Below are 15,649 nucleotides of genomic sequence, written 5' to 3'. Positions count from 1 at the left end.
GGGCGCCGGGGCGGTGCTGCGTCCGGCCGGGCCGTGCGTCGATCCCAGCGCGGCGTCCCTCGGGAGGTCGGCTGCGGCACCAGTCCCGGCCGTCCCGTGGCCACCGTCTCGTGTCCCGCCAGCAGCGGAGGAGCCCGGTGACCGGCTGACCGTAGGGTGGGTGCCAAGCGGTGCGGGGAGGGGACGGCGATGGCGGCAGACGACGGCGCGAGCGCGCCGCAGTCCCAGACGCTCGACCGGGGCCTCCGGATCCTCGAGCACCTGGCCGCCGTGGGCACGCCCCAGCCGATCGCGGACATCGGTCAGGCCGTGGGGCTGCACCGGTCGATCACCTATCGCCTGCTGCGCACGCTCGAGGACCACCAGCTGGTCGAGCGGGACCCGGCCGGGCACTACCGGTTGGGTCTCGGCGTGGTCGGGTTGGCCCGCGGGGTGCGGACCGACCTCCAGTCAGCGGCACTGCCCCGGCTCGACGCGCTGGTCGCGCACCTGGGGATGACGGCCTTCCTCGTCGTCCGGGCCGGCGACGAGGCCGTGACGGTGAGCAGCGTCGAGCCGCACGACTCCCCGGCGCACGTCGTCTACCGGCCAGGCATCCGCCATCCGGTGGGCCAGGGGGCTCCCGGCCTCGCCCTCCTCATGCCCGAGGCCGCGACACCCGAGGACCGGGAGGCCCTCCGGGAAGCCCGTCGGCTGGGTTGGGCGACCTCACGCGGCGAGGTCATCCCCGGCCTGCGATCGGTCGCCGCGCCGGTCCTGGGCCCCGACGGAGGGACCCGCGCGGCGCTGGCCGTCGTCTACGTCGACGACGCGGCGGACACCACGCAGATCGGCCAGCTGGTGGCCGCTGCCTCCCGGGAGGTCTCCACCGCCATCCGGTGACGCGGGGCGTCGCTCCCTGCCGCGCGGCCGCCGGTGCTCCGAGGGTCACCGGCGACGACCTCGCGTCCCCTCCTCGGGCGACGCGCGAGCCCCCCCGCCACGTGCCCCTGCCACGGCCGGACGGTGCGGTGCGTTGGGTGCGGTGCGGTGCTGGGACACCAGGACCCGCTCACCGGTGAGCCGGTTGAGCCGGCGGCGCGACGAGGCGACCAGGTGGTGGCCACCGCTGTACGCACGCGACAGGCGGGGCCGTCCCGGCCGAACCGCCTCCGGCGGGTCAGCTCCCGGGACGGATGCGCTCCTCCGCGGCGTCCCAGGCCGACGCGCTGCCCGGCGTCGGGAGGTACAGCTGGGCGTCCTGGGTGCGCCGCAGCAGCGCGCGCAGCTCGGGCAGCCCGCCGGAGAGGACCCCGAGCCCCCGGGCCTGGACCAGCACGTTGCCCAGCGCGGCCGCCTCGACCGGGCCGGCCAGGACCGGCAGCCCGCAGGCGTCGGCGGTGAGCTGGCACAGCAGCGTGTTGCGCGCTCCCCCGCCGACGAGGTGCACGACCTCGACGTCCCGGCCGGAGAGGTCGGCCGCCCGCCGGACGCTGCGGCGGTAGGCCAGCGCGAGGCTGTCGATGATGCAGCGGACCGTCTCGGCCTGGCTCCGCGGCGGCGCCTGCCCGCTCTCGGTGCAGGCGGCGGCGATGCGGGCCGGCATGTCGCCCGGGGGAAGGAACCGGGCGTCGTCCGGGTCGACGAGCGTCGTGAACGCCGGTACCCGTGCGGCTGCGGCCAGGAGGTAGGGCAGGTCCGCGGTCAGCCCGGCCGCCGCCCAGGTGCGCTGCGACTCCTGCAGCAGCCACAGGCCCATGACGTTGCGCAGGTAGCGGACCGTGCCGTCGACGCCGAGCTCGTTGGTGAACCCGGCGGCCCGGCCGGCCTCGGTGAGTACCGGCTTCTCCAGCTCCACGCCGACCAGCGACCAGGTGCCGCAGGAGACGTAGGCGAACTTCTCGGTCGCCGCCGGGACGCCGGCGACGGCCGAGGCGGTGTCGTGCGAGCCGACGGCGACCACCGGCACCGGCCCGGTCAGCCCGGTCTCGGCCAGGACGTCCTCGCGCAGCTCCCCCAGCCGCTCCCCCGGCTGCCGCAGCGGGGGGAACAGGCCACGGTCGAGCCCGAGCCGGTCGACCAGCTCCCCCGACCACTCACGGGTCGTGGCGTCCAGCAGCCCGGTGGTGGAGGCGTTGGTGACCTCCGCGCCGACCGCGCCGGTGAGCCAGTACGCCAGCAGGTCCGGGACGAGCAGGGCCGTCCGGGCCGCGGCGAACTGCGCCGTCCCCCGGGCCGCGGCCAACTGGAAGACCGTGTTGAACGGCAGGTGCTGCAGGCCGTTGACCCGGTACAGCTCCTCGGGCGGGACGACGGCGTGCACCGTCGGCACCGCGGTCTCGTGCCGGGCGTCCCGGTAGTGCACCGGGTTGCCCAGCAGCGCGCCGTCGGCGTCGAGCAGGCCGTGGTCGACGGCCCAGCTGTCGATGCCGACGCCGTCCAGGCGGCCGAGGTCGCGCCCGGCCGCCCGGAGGCCGTCGAGGATGCCGGCGTGGAGGGCGAGCACGTCCCAGTGCAGGGTGCCCGCCGTCCGGACCGGCCGGTTGGGGAACCGGTGCACCTCGTGCAGGTCCAGGCGCTCCGGACCGACCCGCGCGGCCATCACCCGGCCGCTCGAGGCGCCCAGGTCGACGGCCGCGAGGGTCAGCTCGGTGCTCATGGCTCGACTCCTGCCTCGTTCCGCTCCTCGCTCGTTCCTCGCTGCGATGCTCGCTCGGCCGTCGTTCTCGCGGTGCCCATCAGCGCAGGAAGGCCGCTCAGCGCAGGAAGGCCGCAGCCACGCCGGAGTCGACGGGGACGTGCAGCCCCGTCGTCCGGGTGAGGTCGCCGCCGGTCAGCGCAAAGACGGCGTCGGCCACGTGGTCGGGCAGCACCTCGCGCTTGAGCAGCGTCCGCTGGGCGTAGAACTCGCCGAGCTCCTCCTCCTTGACGCCGTAGACCGCGGCGCGGGAGGCGCCCCAGCCGCCGGCGAAGATGCCCGACCCGCGGACGACGCCGTCGGGGTTGATGCCGTTGACCCGGATCTGGTGCGGGCCGAGTTCGGCGGCCAGCAGCCGCACCTGGTGGGCCTGGTCGGCCTTGGTGGCGCCGTAGGCGATGTTGTTCGGCCCGGCGAACAGCGAGTTCTTGCTGGAGATGTAGACGACGTCGCCGCCCATCCCCTGCTCGATCATGATCCGGGCGGCCTCGCGGGAGACCAGGAAGCTGCCCTTGGCCATGACGTCGTGCTGCAGGTCCCAGTCGCGCTCGGTGGTCTCCAGCAGCGGCTTGGAGATCGACAACCCGGCGTTGTTGACCACCAGGTCCACCCCACCGAAGGCCAGGCACGCCTCGCGGAACGCGGCCGCCACGGCCTCGGCGTCGCTCACGTCGGCGGTCACGCCCACCGCGACGTCGGTGCCACCGATCTCGGCCGCGGCGTCGATCGCCTTCTGCGGGTCCAGGTCGGCGACGACGACGCAGGCGCCCTCGGCCGCCAGCCGGTGCGCGATGGCCTTGCCGATGCCGCTCGCCGCACCCGTGACCAGCGCGACGCGGGTGGCCAGCGGCTCGGGCGTCGGCATCCGCTGGAGCTTGGCCTCCTCCAGTGCCCAGTACTCGATGCGGAACTTCTCGCTCTCGTCGATCGGCGCGTAGGTGCTGACCGCCTCGGCGCCGCGCATCACGTTGATGGCGTTGACGTAGAACTCGCCGGCCACCCGCGCGGTCTGCTTGTTGGCGCCGAAGCTGAACATGCCCACACCGGGGACCAGCACGATCGCCGGGTCGGCACCGCGCATCGCGGGCGAGTCCGGGGTCGCGTGACGGGAGTAGTAGGCCGCGTACTCGGCGCGGTACTCCTCGTGCAGCTCTCGCAGCCGGGCGACGACGTCCTCGACCGGAGCCGATGCCGGCAGGTCGACGACCATCGGCCGCACCTTGGTGCGCAGGAAGTGGTCGGGGCAGGAGGTACCGAGCGCCGCCAGGGGCTGCAGCTTCTCCCGGGAGAGGAACTCCAGGACGACGTCGGAGTCGGTGAAGTGGCCGACCTGCGGCTTGTCGGTGCTCGCCAGCCCGCGGATCACCGGGGCCAGCGCCGCGGCCTTCCGGCGGCGCTCGGCCTCGGGCAGCGGCTCGAAGCCGGGGACGACGGCGCCGAACGGCTCGGGCGTGCCGCGCTCGGCGAGGAACCGCTCCGCCGTCCGGATGACCTCCAGCGAGTTGGCCTCGGCCTCCGCGCTCGTGGCGCCCCAGGCGGTGATGCCGTGCCCGCCGAGGATGCAGCCGATCGCCTGCGGGTTCTTGTCCTTGATCGCGGCGATGTCGAGGCCCAGCTGGAAGCCGGGGCGGCGCCACGGGACCCAGACGACGCGGTCGCCGAAGCACTCGCGGGTCAACGCCTCGCCGCCGGCGGCGGTGGCCAGCGCGATGCCCGAGTCGGGGTGCAGGTGGTCGACGTGCGCGGCCTCGACCAGCCCGTGCATGGCGGTGTCGATGGACGGCGCGGCGCCGCCCTTGCCGAACAGGCAGAAGTCGAAGGCGGCGACCATCTCGTCCTCGCGGTCGACGCCGGGGTAGACGTCGACCAGCGAGCGCAGCCGGTCCAGCCGGAGGACGGCGAGGCCGGTCTCGGTCAGCGTGCCGAGGTCGCCGCCGGAGCCCTTGACCCAGACCAGCTCGACCGGCTGTCCGGTGACCGGGTCGGTCTCGGTGCCCTTGGCGGAGGTGTTGCCGCCGGCGTAGTTGGTGTTGCGGGGGTCGGCGCCCAGGCGGTTGCTGCGCTGGACGAGCTCACTGACCACGGGGTTGGGCATCAGGGTGTGCTCCGGTTCTCCTGTCGGCGAGATCGCCGATCTCGCACGGCTTGGGGGTGTGAGGTGTGCGAGATCGGCGATCTCGCCGGGGAGTCGCGGGGGCGGCCAGGTCCTCTTTCAGGCGCCCCAGCCGGCCTGCCGGCCGCCGACGCGCTCGCGGGCGATGCGCTCCTGGTGACCGGATCGGGCGTAGGCGGCGTACGGGTCGGGGTCGAGGCCCTCCGACTCGCGCAGCTCGGCGAGCAGCGGCCGGACGTCGGTGGAGTACGCGTCCATCAGCACGCCGTGGGCGCCGAGCACGTCACCGGAGAGCTGGGCCTCGCGCAGCGCGTCGCGGTCGACCAGCAGCGCCTTGGCCGTGGCCTCCTGGACGTTCATCACCGAGCGGATCTGGCCGGGGATCTTCGGCTCGATGTTGTGGCACTGGTCGAGCATGAAGTTGACGCCGGACTCCGGTCGCAGGGCGTCCGCCGCCACGATCTCGTTCATGATCCGGAACAGCTGGAAGGGGTCGGCCGAGCCGACGATGAGGTCGTCGTCGGCGTAGTTGCGCGAGTTGAAGTCGAAGGCGCCCAGCCGGCCCACCCGCAGCAGCTGCATGACGATGAACTCGATGTTCGTGCCGGGGGCGTGGTGGCCGGTGTCGAGCACGACGGTCGCCTGGTCGCCGAGGGCCAGGCAGTGCACCAGCGAGGTGCCCCAGTCGGGGATGTCCATCGCGTAGAAGTAGGGCTCGAAGAACTTGTACTCGAGCAGGACCCGCTGCTCGGGGTCGAGCATCGCGTAGACCTGCTGCAGCGAGTCGGCCAGCCGGTCCTGCCGGGCGCGCAGGTCGTCCTGGCCCGGGTAGTTGGTGCCGTCGGGCAGCCAGATCTTCAGGTCGGTCGAGCCGGTCTGCCGCATGACCTCGATGCACTGGGCGTGGTGCTCGACCGCCCGGCGGCGGGTCGCGGGGTCGGCGGAGGTCAGCGAGCCGAGCCGGTACTCGTCGTCCTGGAAGAGGTTGGAGTTGATCGCGCCGATCTCGACGCCCAGGTCGCGGGCGTGGGCGGCCAACTTGCCGTAGTCGTCGACGAGGTCCCACGGGATGTGCAGCGACACCCGCGGCGCGGCGCCGGTGTAGCGGTGCACCTGGGCGGCGTCCTCCAGCTTCTCGAACGGGTCGCGGGCCACTCCGGGCTGGCCGAAGACCTTGAACCGGGTGCCGGAGTTGCCGAACGCCCACGAGGGCAACTCGACGGTCTGCTCGGCCAGCGCAGCCAGGGCGCTGGAGCGGAGGTCGGTCACGAGGGTTCTCCGATCGGTGCGGGGGTCTGCTCCTCGGCCGCCGCGAGCTGGGCGTCGAGGTCGAAGACGAGGTCGAGCGTGGACTTGCCGCGGCCGTCGCCGGTCGCGAAGAACGGGGCCATCTCGGCCTCCCAGCGGGCGCTCACCTCGGCGGCGTCCACGGCGGCCTGCGCGGCGGCCAGGTCGTCGGTCGCCACGATCCCGACGAGCAGTCCGTCGTCGCGCAGGAAGAGCTGGTAGTCGCGCCAGCCGGCGTCGCGCAGGGCGCGGAGCATGTCGGGCCAGACGGCGGCGTGGCGCTCCCGGTACTCGGTCAGCCGGTCGGGCCGGACCTGGAGGGTGAAACAGACGCGGGGCACAGCGGAAGGGTCCTTCCGGGTGGGGCCCCTGCCGCCGCCGGGGAGCCCGGCGGCGGCAGGGGGACGACGTCAGAAGTCGAAGTCGTCGATGTTCTCGGCGGTGAAGACGGTCGGGTCACCGAGGACGACGACCCCGTCGGCCTCGACGGTGAACTGGCCCAGCTCGCCGGCCTCGAAGGTCTCGCCCTCGGCACCGGTGATCTGGCCCGCGGCCAGCGCGGCGCCGGCGTACGCGGCCAGGTAGCCGAGCTCCTCGGGGTTCCACAGCGCGAAGGACTGCACGGTGCCGTCCTGCACGTACTCGCGCATCTGGTTCGGCGTCCCCAGGCCGGTCAGCGCGACCTGGCCCTTGAACTCCGAGCCGGACAGGTAGCGGGCCGCCGCGGCGATGCCGACCGTGGTCGGTGAGATGATCCCGGCGAGGTCGGGGTAGGTCTGCAGCAGGCCCTGGGTCTCCTGGAAGGACTTCTCGTCCTCGTCGTCGCCGTAGACGGTGGCCACGAACTCCAGGTCCGGGTACTCGGCCGCGGCGTACTCCTCCATCGCCGCGATCCAGGTGTTCTGGTTGGTCGCGTTGGCCGTCGCCGACAGGATCGCCACCTGGCCCTGCCCGCCGGTCTGCTCGGCGATCAGGTCGACCTGGGTCTGCGCGATGCCCTCGGTCGTCGCCTGGTTGATGAAGACGTCGCGGCACTCGGGGTCGGTGTCGGAGTCGAAGGTGACCACGCTGGAACCGGCCGAGCGGGCCTGGTCCAGCGCGCTGCAGATCGCGTTCGGGTCGTTGGCCGAGGTCAGGATGACGTCGGTGCCCTGCTGGCTGAGCGTGTTGATGTAGCTGACCTGCGACGAGGCGCTGGCCTCCGACGGGCCGGTTTCGGTGTACTGGCCCTGGAACTCGCCGGTGGCGGCCTCGGCGCCCGCGGAGGCCACGGAGAAGTACGGGTTGTTGACCTGCTTGGGCAGGAACCCGACGGCGAGGTCGGCCGGGATCTCGGCGTCGGGGTCGGCGCTGGCCGCCGCCCCGCCCCCGTTCGACGTGGTCTCCTCCTCGCCACGGGTCGTGCCGCCGCACGCGGCGGTGGTGAGCACCAGGGCTGCCACGGCGAGGCCGGTCACCCCGCCCTGCAGGCGGCGGCGGGACAGGAAGCTGGTCATCGGTTCCCTCTCTGGTCTGCCGGCACCTGGGCGGCCGGGTCGGTCGACGGGTGCGCATCGGGAGCTGGACGCGCGGGTGGTGCGCTCGGGGGGCCGGCGGGCCGCGCGCGGGTCCGGCTGCGGACCCGCGCGGCCACCTGCGGGGCGACGACGGCGACGACGAGCAGGCCGCCGGTGACGATGTTGAGGACGTCGGCCGGCACGTTCTCCAGCTGCAGCGCGTTGCGGACCGACCCGAGCAGCAGGGCGCCGGCGAGGACGCCGAGCAGCCCGCCGCGGCCGCCGAAGATGGAGACCCCGCCGAGCAGGATCGCGGCGATCACCTGCAGTTCCAGGCCCTGGGCGTTGTCGGCCCGGGCGCTGCCGTACCGCAGCGTCCAGTAGATGCCGCCGAGCGCGCTGACCACGCCGGTCACGACGAACAGCCAGAACTTGGTGCGGCCGACGTCGATGCCGCTGAACCGGGCGGCGTCCTCGCTGTTGCCCATCGCGTACAGCGAGCGGCCGATCGGGGTGGCGTGCAGCACCACCCCGGTGAGCAGCACCAGGAACAGCAGCGGGACGACGACGACCGGGATGCCGGTACCACCGATCCCGCTGATCGCCCAGGTGGTCCACGACCGCGGGAAGTCGGCGACCGCGCGGTCACCGAGGACGACGAAGGCCAGCCCCCGGTAGAGGGCCAGGGTGCCGATGGTGACCGCCAGCGAGGGCAGCCCGAGCCGCGTGACGAAGAAGCCGTTGACCGCGCCGAGCATCGCGCCCAGCAGCAGGCAGAGCGGGATGACGGTCTCCAGCGGCAGGCCGCTGAACCACAGCTGGCCCATGACCGCGCTGGACAGGCCGACCGTGCTGGCGACCGACAGGTCGATCTCGCCGGTGACGATCACCAGGGTCAGCGGCAGCGCGATGAGCACGATGACCACGACGTCCAGGAGCAGGAAGCCGGTGTTGCGGGCCGAGGCGAAGCCCTCGACGGTGAGCGCCGCGACGACGAGGAAGAGCACCAGCACGCCGGTGATGACCGCGTCGCCGCTGCCGAGCAGGCGCAGGCGGGACGCCGTCCGGGGACGCTGCGCCGGCGCCTGACCGGCCGGAGTGGCGGGGGTGGTGTCAACTGCCACGGAGGTTCCTCCCTCGCAGGCGGCGGGCCAGCCGCAGGGACAAGGACCGGTCGAGCACGATGGCGGCGAGGATCAGCGCGCCGACGGCGGCCTCCCGCCAGAACGGGTTCAGCCCCAGCTGCGGCAGGGCCGCGCCGATGGTGGTCAGCAGCAGCGCGCCGAGCGCCGCGCCGTAGACCGAGCCGCTGCCGCCGAAGATCGCCACCCCGCCGACGACGGCGGCCGCGACGACGAACAGCTCCTGGCCGGTGCCGGCGGTGGCGTCCAGCGTCTGGAAGCGGGCGGCGTACATGACGCCGGCCAGCCCGGCCAGCGCACCGCTCACCACGAACGCCGCGAGCACCCGCCGTCCGACCGGGATGCCCGAGAGCCGCGCCGCGTCCGGGTCGCTGCCGATGCCGTACAGCTCCCGGCCGCTCCGGTAGCTCCGCAGGTGGTGGCCGACCAGCACGACGACGGCCACGGCGACGAGGAACAGCACCGGGACGCCGAGCACCCGGGCGCCCGCGATGGCCTTGAAGCCCGACGGCAGGTCGGCGGCGTTGATCTGCAGCCGCCCGCTCTGGCTGGCCCACAGCGAGTCCAGGCCGCGGATCGCGTACAGCGTCCCGAGGGTGACCACGAGCGAGGGGACCTTCGCCACGGCGACGATCACCCCGTTGAGCAGGCCGCACAGCGCCCCGACCGCGACACCGGCGAGGACGGCCAGCGGTACCGGCGTCCCGTTCACCAGCAGCGTGCCGGTCGCGTAGGCCGACAACCCGAGGGTCGAGCCGACCGACAGGTCGACGTTGCGGGTGATGATCACGACCGTCTGTCCGGCCGCGAGGACGGTGAGGATGGACGCGGAGATCAGGAGGTCGCGGATGTTCTGCCCGGAGAGGAAGCGCGGGTTGGCGACCACCGTGGCCACCACCAGCAGCAGCAGCGCGGCGAGGATGCCCAGCTCCCGGACGACGACCAGCCGGTGCACCAGGGCGGCGCCGCGGCCCGGGCGCTCGGTCGGGGACGCCGTCGGGGTGGGGGTCGCGGTCGGGCTCGCTCCGCTCGCAGGCTCTGCTGTGCCCACCGGTGAGCTCGCACGCTCGCTCACGGGGCCACCGCCGTCGTCCTGCCCTGCCCGGTGGCCGCGAGCATCACGCTGCCCTCGTCGGCGCGGGCGCGGGGGATGTCGTCGACGAGACGGCCCTCGTGCATGACGAGGACGCGGTCGGCCATGCCGAGCACCTCCGGGAGTTCGCTGGAGACCATGACGACGGCCAGGCCGTCGGCGGCGAGCTGCGACAGCAGCCGGTGCACCTCGGCCTTGGTGCCGACGTCGATCCCGCGGGTGGGCTCGTCGACGATCAGGACCCTGGGGTTCGTCGACAGCCACTTGGCCAGGACGACCTTCTGCTGGTTGCCACCCGAGAGCGTCGACACCGGGTCGGCCAGCTTCCCGGCCTTGACCTGCAGCTTCGTCGACCACTCGGCGGCGGTGGCCCGCTCGGCCCGCGAGGAGAGCAGGCCCCCCCTGGCCAGCTGCCAGCGGCGGGTCAGCGTGGCGTTGCGCTCGACCGAGAGCTCCATGACCAGCCCCTGCTGGCGGCGGTCCTCGGGGACCAGCGCGACGCCGGCGGCCATCGCGGCCGCCGGACGCCCGGGGCGCAGCGGGCGCCCGGCCACCTCCACGCTGCCCTCGTCGTAGGCGTCGACGCCGAAGACCGCGCGCACCACCTCGCTGCGGCCGGCGCCGACCAGCCCGGCGAGCGCGACGATCTCGCCGGCGCGGACGTCGAAGGAGACGTCGGAGAACACGCCGCGGCGGGTAAGCCCCCGCACCGACAGGACCACCTCACCGGGCTCGACGTCCTGCTTCGGGAACAGCGAGGAGACGTCCCGGCCGACCATCAGCCGGACCACCTGGTCGACGGTGAGGTCGGCGGCGTCGTCGGTGGCGACCCACTGGCCGTCGCGCATGACGGTGATCCGGTCGCAGAGGTCGAAGACCTCCTCGAACCGGTGCGAGATGAACAGGACCGCGGCGCCACCGTCCCGCAGCGCGCGGGCGACGGTGAACAGCCGCTCGACCTCGACGCCGGACAGCGCCGCGGTCGGCTCGTCCATGACCAGCACGCGGGCGTCGAAGGACAGCGCCTTGGCGATTTCCACCATCTGCTGGTCGGCGATGGACAGCCCGCGGGCCGGGCGCTCGGGGTCCAGCCGGACGCCGAGCCGCTCGAACAGCGCTGCGCAGCGCGCGTGCAGCTCCTTGCGGTCGATCCGCCGGCCACCGCCGAGCGGCTGGCGGCCCATGAAGATGTTCTCCGCGACCGAGAGGTCGGGGAACAGCGTGGGCTCCTGGTAGATGACCGCGATGCCGGCAGCGCGCGCGGCGGCCGGGCCGTCCAGGTGCACCGGCTGCCCGTCGAGCAGCACGCGGCCGGCGTCCGGCGCGTGCACGCCCGCGAGGATCTTCACCAGCGTCGACTTGCCGGCACCGTTCTCACCGACCAGCGCGTGGGCCTCGCCGGCGCGCAGCTCGAGCCGGGCGCCGCGCAGCGCGGCGACCGCGCCGAAGGACTTGCTGACGTCCTCGAGGGCGAGGACCGCAGCTCCCGGCATGGGTGTTCGCGGGGTCTGTTCCACGTCCACCACCTTTCATGAAACGATTCATGCGGTGTGTGGCCCAGACCATAGGCAGCGCGGACCAACGTGTCAACGGTCACGTCCGCCTCGCGCGCTGAACACGGCGGCGGCGCCCCGCGGGTGATTGACACGATTCAATGGGCGGCTGACGATCGTGGCTCGCACACTGGTCGCGACCGAGGAGGAGCCCTGACCGCGAGCATCCGCGACGTGGCCGGCCGGGCCGGGGTGTCGGTGGGCACGGTGAGCAACGTGCTCAACCGGCCCGACACGGTCAGCAAGGCCACGCGGGCGAAGGTCCTCGACGCGATCGCCGAGCTCGGCTTCGTGCGCAACGAGTCGGCCCGCCAGCTGCGGGCGGGGTCCAGCCGCACCGTCGGCCTCGTCGTCCTCGACATCGCCAACCCGTTCTTCACCGACGTCGCCCGCGGGGTCGAGGACGTCGTCAACGCGGCCGGTCTGGCACTGATCCTGTGCAACTCCGACGACCGGCCGGAGAAGGAGGCTGCGCACCTGGCCGTGCTCGCCGAGCAGCGGGTGCAGGGCGTGCTCATCACCCCGACCGCCGAGCTGACCCCCGATCTGGAGTCGCTGCGTGCCCGCGGCGTCCCGGTCGTCCTCCTCGACCGGCGCGCCCCCGGACCGGACCAGTGCGCCGTCGCCGTCGACGACGTCCTGGGTGGCCGGCTGGCCGCCGAGCACCTGCTCGAGCGGGGCCACCGCCGGATCGCGTTCGTCGGCGGGCACTCGGACCTGCCGCAGGTGCAGGAGCGCCACGCGGGGGTGCTGCGTGCGCTGCAGGAGACCCCGGGCGCCGAGCTCACCGTCCTCTCCCCCGACGAGCTCACCGTCGCGGGCGGGCGCGAGGCCGCCGCACGGCTGGTCGGCATCCCGGCGGCCCGGCGGCCGACCGCGGCCGTCTGCGCCAACGACCTGATCGCGCTGGGCCTGCTGCAGGGGATGGTCCGGTACGGCGTGCGGGTGCCGGACGAGTTCGCGATCGTCGGCTACGACGACATCGAGTTCGCCGCCGCGGCCGCGGTCCCGCTGAGCTCGGTGCGCAAACCGCGCCAGGAGCTCGGCCGGCGCGCCGCGGAGCTGCTCCTGGCCGAGTCCCGGGAGGGACACCGCCACGAGCAGCCGGTCTTCGAACCGGAGTTGGTGGTCCGCGAGTCGAGCACGGTGCGCCGGGACCCCGCGGCGGACGGTGCGGGACCCCGGTGACCACCGCCGCCGGGTGAGACGGGGCGGCCGGCCGGTCACCCGCCGGCTCCGCGGAGCGAGTCGAGCCGCAGCGCGGGGGACCGAGCGGCGCGCGACGCGGGGCCCCGCCGGGGTCAGCGCAGCGCGGTGACCGGTGCGGGGTCCATGTCGTCGAAGGACTGGTTCTCCCCCGCCATGGCCCAGACGAACGAGTAGGCCGCGGTGCCGATCCCGGAGTGCACCGACCAGGACGGGGAGATGACCGCCTGACGGTCGGCGATCACCAGATGCCGGGTCTCGGCCGGCTCACCGCACAGGTGCACGACCCGGGCGTCCTCCGGGACGTCGAAGTACAGGTAGCACTCGGTGCGCCGGTCGTGCGTGTGGGCGGGCATGGTGTTCCACATCGAGCCCGGGTGCAGCTCGGTCACCCCCATAACGATCTGGCAGGACCGGATGCCGTTCTTGTGACCGCGAGCGAGGCGGCGTCGCGGACGTCGGCCGGGTAGCCGCGCGCGGGGAGCCCTCGCCGGTCAGCTCCGTCGCCAGCGCGTCGACGGGCGCCACTGCGGGACAGGAGGGCGACGTCGAAGCCCTCGCGCCCGAAGCGGCGGGCGGCGGCACCGAGCCCGCGGCCGGCCCCGACGATGGCGATGGTGGTCACCTGCTCCCTGACTGTGCGGAACGGGGACGCCCCGTCGGTGGTGGTGGGTGTGCGGCCGGTTGTCGCGGTTGCCGGGGCCGGGCGGGCGGCCCCCGGGGTCAGAGCCCGACGGTCTGGCCGCCGTCGACGATTAGGGCGTGGCCGACGGCGAACCCGCCGAGATCCGAGCACAGCCACAGCACCGCGCAGGCGATCTCCTCGGGTCGGCCCATCCGGCCGATCGGCTCCTGGCTGATCATGGCGTCGCGGCCGGCGTCGGTGCCGCCGGAGACCCGGCCGATCATGTCGGTGTCGATGATGCCGGGGCAGATCGCGTTGACGCGGATGCCGGCGCCGACGCACTCCAGCGCCGCGGACTTGGTCAGGCCGATGACGCCCCACTTGGCGGCGGCGTAGCCGGCCTGTCCGGCGATGCCGATCACGCCGGCGCCGGAGGAGGTGTTCACGATCGCGCCGCCGCCTGCTCGGAGCAGCGGGATCTCGTGCTTCATGCACAGGAACACGCCGGTGAGGTCGACGCCGACGATCCGGTGCCACTCCTCGGTGGCCAGCTCGGCGAGCGGGGTGCGGGACTGCTCGACGCCGGCGTTGTTGAAGGCCAGGTCCAGCCGCCCGAAGGCCTCGACCGTCCGTTCCAGCGCGGCCCGGACGTCGTCCTCGCGGGTGACGTCGCAGGTCAGCGCCAGCGCGCGGCCGCCGTCGGCCTCGACCAGCCGGGCGGTCTCGCGGACGCCGTCCTCGGGGACGCCGGCGACGGCGACGGCGGCGCCTTCCGCGGCGAAGGCCAGGGCGGTCGCCCGGCCGATGCCGCTGCCGGCGCCGGTGACGAAGGCGACCCGGCCGCCGAACCGGGGGCCGTCGGTGGAGGTCATCGGGGCAGCTCCTGTTTCCCGGGGTGGGTGGGGAGCCCCGCCCGGCCGTCGGTGCCTGGCCGGGCGGGGCGGAGGGTCAGCGCAGGGTGGCGGTGTCGATGACGAACCGGTAGCGGACATCGGAGGCGAGCACGCGCTCGTAGGCCTCGTTGACCGCGTCGGCGGCGATGACCTCGACCTCGGCGCCGATGCCGTGCTCGGCGCAGAAGTCCAGCATCTCCTGGGTCTCGGCGATGCCGCCGATCATCGAGCCGGCGTAGGTGCGGCGACCGCCGATGAGCGACATGGCGTTGAGGCTCAGCGGCTCGGCGGGGGCGCCGACGTTGACCAGCGCGCCGTCCACGGCGAGCAGGGACAGGTACGCGTCCACGTCGACCGCCGCGCTGACCGTGTTGACGATCAGGTCGAACCGGCCGGCCAGCTGCGCGAACGTGTCCGGGTCGCTGGTCGCGGCGTAGTGCGCGGCACCGAGCCGGAGGCCGTCCTCCTGCTTCTTCAGCGACTGCGATAGCACGGTCACCTCGGCGCTCATCGCGGCGGCGAGCGTGACGGCCATGTGGCCCAGACCGCCGAGGCCGACGACGGCGACCTGCTTGCCCGGCCCGGCGCCCCAGCGGCGCAGCGGGCTGTAGGTGGTGATGCCGGCGCACAGCAACGGGGCCGCGGCCGCCGAGTCGATGCCGGCGGGCACCCGGAGCACGAAGCCGGCGTCAACCACCACGTGGGTGGAGTACCCACCCTGGGTGGTGGTGCCGTCGCGGTCCGTGACCGCGTAGGTGCCGACCATGCCGTTCAGGCAGTACTGCTCGTCGCCGGTGCGGCAGTTGGCGCAGTGGCCGCAGGAGTTGACCATGCAGCCGACGCCGACCCGGTCGCCGACCCGGTGGGTGGTGACTCGTCGCCCACCTCCGCGACCGTGCCGACGATCTCGTGGCCGGGCACGACCGGGAACGGCTGCGGGCCCCAGTCGCCGTTGACGGTGTGGATGTCGGAATGGCAGATGCCGGCGTGCGTGATCTCGATGAGGACGTCGTTCGGACCGACGTCCCGGCACTCGATGGTGGTGGGGGCCAGGGGCCTGCCGGCGGCGGGGGCGGCGTAGGCGTTGACGCGCAAGGGGTTCTCCTCGGTGCAGGGTGGTGGGTCGGGGGCGGCCGTCAGCCGACAGCCGGTGCGGCGGTGTACTCCTCGTCGGGAACGGGGGTCAGCCAGTGGACGACCGCGTGGTCGGCGTCGCCCTCGTTGATGGCCAGGTGGACCATCAGCCGGTTCGGCGCGGCGCCGTGCCAGTGCTCCTCGTCGGCCTCGAACAGGATGCGGTCGCCGGGACGGATGACCTCGACGGGGCCGCCCCGGCGCTGGCACAGGCCGACGCCCTCGGTGACGAAGACGGTCTGGCCCAGCGGGTGGCGGTGCCAGTGGGTGCGCGCGCCCGGCGTGAAGTGCACCAGGTTGGCGGTGACCCGGGACGGCGCGGGCGAAGCCGCGACGGCGTCGATCCAGACGTCCCCGGTGAACCAGTCGGCGGGTCCCTTGACGGTGTCGGTCGAGCTGCGGGTGATCTGCACGGTTCCTCTCCCTCCGG

Annotated in this window: 14 protein-coding genes and 1 pseudogene; 2 read left to right on the top strand and 13 right to left on the bottom strand. The window is 73.8% G+C overall.

Annotation, left to right across the window (positions count from 1 at the left end; genetic code table 11):
• Positions 1-189: 189 nt before the first annotated feature.
• Complete coding sequence (locus BLW63_RS04855; protein ID WP_091152275.1) at positions 190-882, top strand: IclR family transcriptional regulator; 693 nt, start codon at positions 190-192, stop codon at positions 880-882.
• A 277-nt stretch (positions 883-1,159) separates the two neighbouring features.
• Here the strand turns inward: BLW63_RS04855 and BLW63_RS04850 are convergent, their stop codons facing one another.
• The 8 genes from BLW63_RS04850 to BLW63_RS04815 form a co-directional block, all read right to left on the bottom strand.
• A complete protein-coding gene (locus BLW63_RS04850) occupies positions 1,160-2,638 on the bottom strand; it encodes a rhamnulokinase (RefSeq protein WP_091152004.1) in 1,479 nt (492 codons plus the stop codon).
• 97 nt (positions 2,639-2,735) lie between these two features.
• Positions 2,736-4,772 (bottom strand): bifunctional aldolase/short-chain dehydrogenase, encoded by a 2,037-nt coding sequence (locus BLW63_RS04845; RefSeq protein ID WP_091152002.1) that lies wholly within the window; start codon positions 4,770-4,772, stop codon positions 2,736-2,738.
• 117 nt (positions 4,773-4,889) lie between these two features.
• Entirely contained in the window at positions 4,890-6,059 is a 1,170-nt protein-coding gene (gene rhaI, locus BLW63_RS04840) for an L-rhamnose isomerase (RefSeq protein WP_091152000.1), read from the bottom strand.
• Complete coding sequence (locus BLW63_RS04835; RefSeq protein WP_091151998.1) at positions 6,056-6,418, bottom strand: L-rhamnose mutarotase; 363 nt, start codon at positions 6,416-6,418, stop codon at positions 6,056-6,058. Before BLW63_RS04835 ends, rhaI begins: the two co-directional genes overlap by 4 nt.
• 69 nt (positions 6,419-6,487) lie before the next feature.
• A complete protein-coding gene (rhaS, locus tag BLW63_RS04830; RefSeq protein ID WP_091151996.1) occupies positions 6,488-7,573 on the bottom strand; it encodes a rhamnose ABC transporter substrate-binding protein in 1,086 nt (361 codons plus the stop codon).
• Complete coding sequence (locus BLW63_RS04825; RefSeq protein ID WP_211517001.1) at positions 7,570-8,697, bottom strand: ABC transporter permease; 1,128 nt, start codon at positions 8,695-8,697, stop codon at positions 7,570-7,572. Before BLW63_RS04825 ends, rhaS begins: the two co-directional genes overlap by 4 nt.
• Positions 8,687-9,790, bottom strand: coding sequence for an ABC transporter permease (locus BLW63_RS04820; RefSeq protein ID WP_211517000.1), 1,104 nt, complete (start codon positions 9,788-9,790; stop codon positions 8,687-8,689). Before BLW63_RS04820 ends, BLW63_RS04825 begins: the two co-directional genes overlap by 11 nt.
• On the bottom strand, positions 9,787-11,325 hold the full coding sequence (locus BLW63_RS04815) for a sugar ABC transporter ATP-binding protein (RefSeq protein WP_211516999.1): 1,539 nt from the start codon (positions 11,323-11,325) through the stop codon (positions 9,787-9,789). Before BLW63_RS04815 ends, BLW63_RS04820 begins: the two co-directional genes overlap by 4 nt.
• 210 nt (positions 11,326-11,535) lie before the next feature.
• Here BLW63_RS04815 and BLW63_RS04810 point away from each other — a divergent pair, with 210 nt between their 5' ends.
• Positions 11,536-12,549 carry a LacI family DNA-binding transcriptional regulator gene (locus BLW63_RS04810; protein ID WP_244522359.1) on the top strand — a complete coding sequence of 338 codons (1,014 nt, stop codon included), beginning with the start codon at positions 11,536-11,538 and terminating at the stop codon, positions 12,547-12,549.
• Between the two features lie 113 nt (positions 12,550-12,662).
• On the opposite strand, the gene BLW63_RS04805 is transcribed toward BLW63_RS04810, so the two are convergent.
• From BLW63_RS04805 to BLW63_RS04790, 5 genes and pseudogenes are all read right to left on the bottom strand, one after another.
• Complete coding sequence (locus BLW63_RS04805; RefSeq protein WP_280140487.1) at positions 12,663-12,986, bottom strand: 5-deoxy-glucuronate isomerase; 324 nt, start codon at positions 12,984-12,986, stop codon at positions 12,663-12,665.
• A 304-nt stretch (positions 12,987-13,290) separates the two neighbouring features.
• The gene (locus BLW63_RS04800; RefSeq protein WP_091151992.1) at positions 13,291-14,064 is read right to left on the bottom strand and encodes an SDR family oxidoreductase; all 774 of its coding nucleotides are present in this window, start codon (positions 14,062-14,064) and stop codon (positions 13,291-13,293) included.
• A 76-nt stretch (positions 14,065-14,140) separates the two neighbouring features.
• Positions 14,141-14,596: a zinc-binding dehydrogenase gene (locus BLW63_RS28470; protein ID WP_280140486.1), complete on the bottom strand. Its 456-nt coding sequence runs from the start codon at positions 14,594-14,596 to the stop codon at positions 14,141-14,143.
• A gap of 213 nt (positions 14,597-14,809) precedes the next feature.
• Positions 14,810-15,180 (bottom strand): annotated as a pseudogene (locus BLW63_RS28465) (alcohol dehydrogenase catalytic domain-containing protein); the annotation flags it as partial.
• A gap of 41 nt (positions 15,181-15,221) precedes the next feature.
• On the bottom strand, positions 15,222-15,632 hold the full coding sequence (locus tag BLW63_RS04790) for a (R)-mandelonitrile lyase (RefSeq protein ID WP_091151990.1): 411 nt from the start codon (positions 15,630-15,632) through the stop codon (positions 15,222-15,224).
• Positions 15,633-15,649: the final 17 nt, after the last annotated feature.

Source organism: Geodermatophilus africanus (assembly GCF_900107105.1).
GTDB classification, from domain to species: Bacteria; Actinomycetota; Actinomycetes; order Mycobacteriales; family Geodermatophilaceae; genus Geodermatophilus; species Geodermatophilus africanus.
The sequence above is the reverse complement of the archived record's forward strand: the minus strand, read 5'-3'. Positions and strand labels throughout refer to the sequence as shown.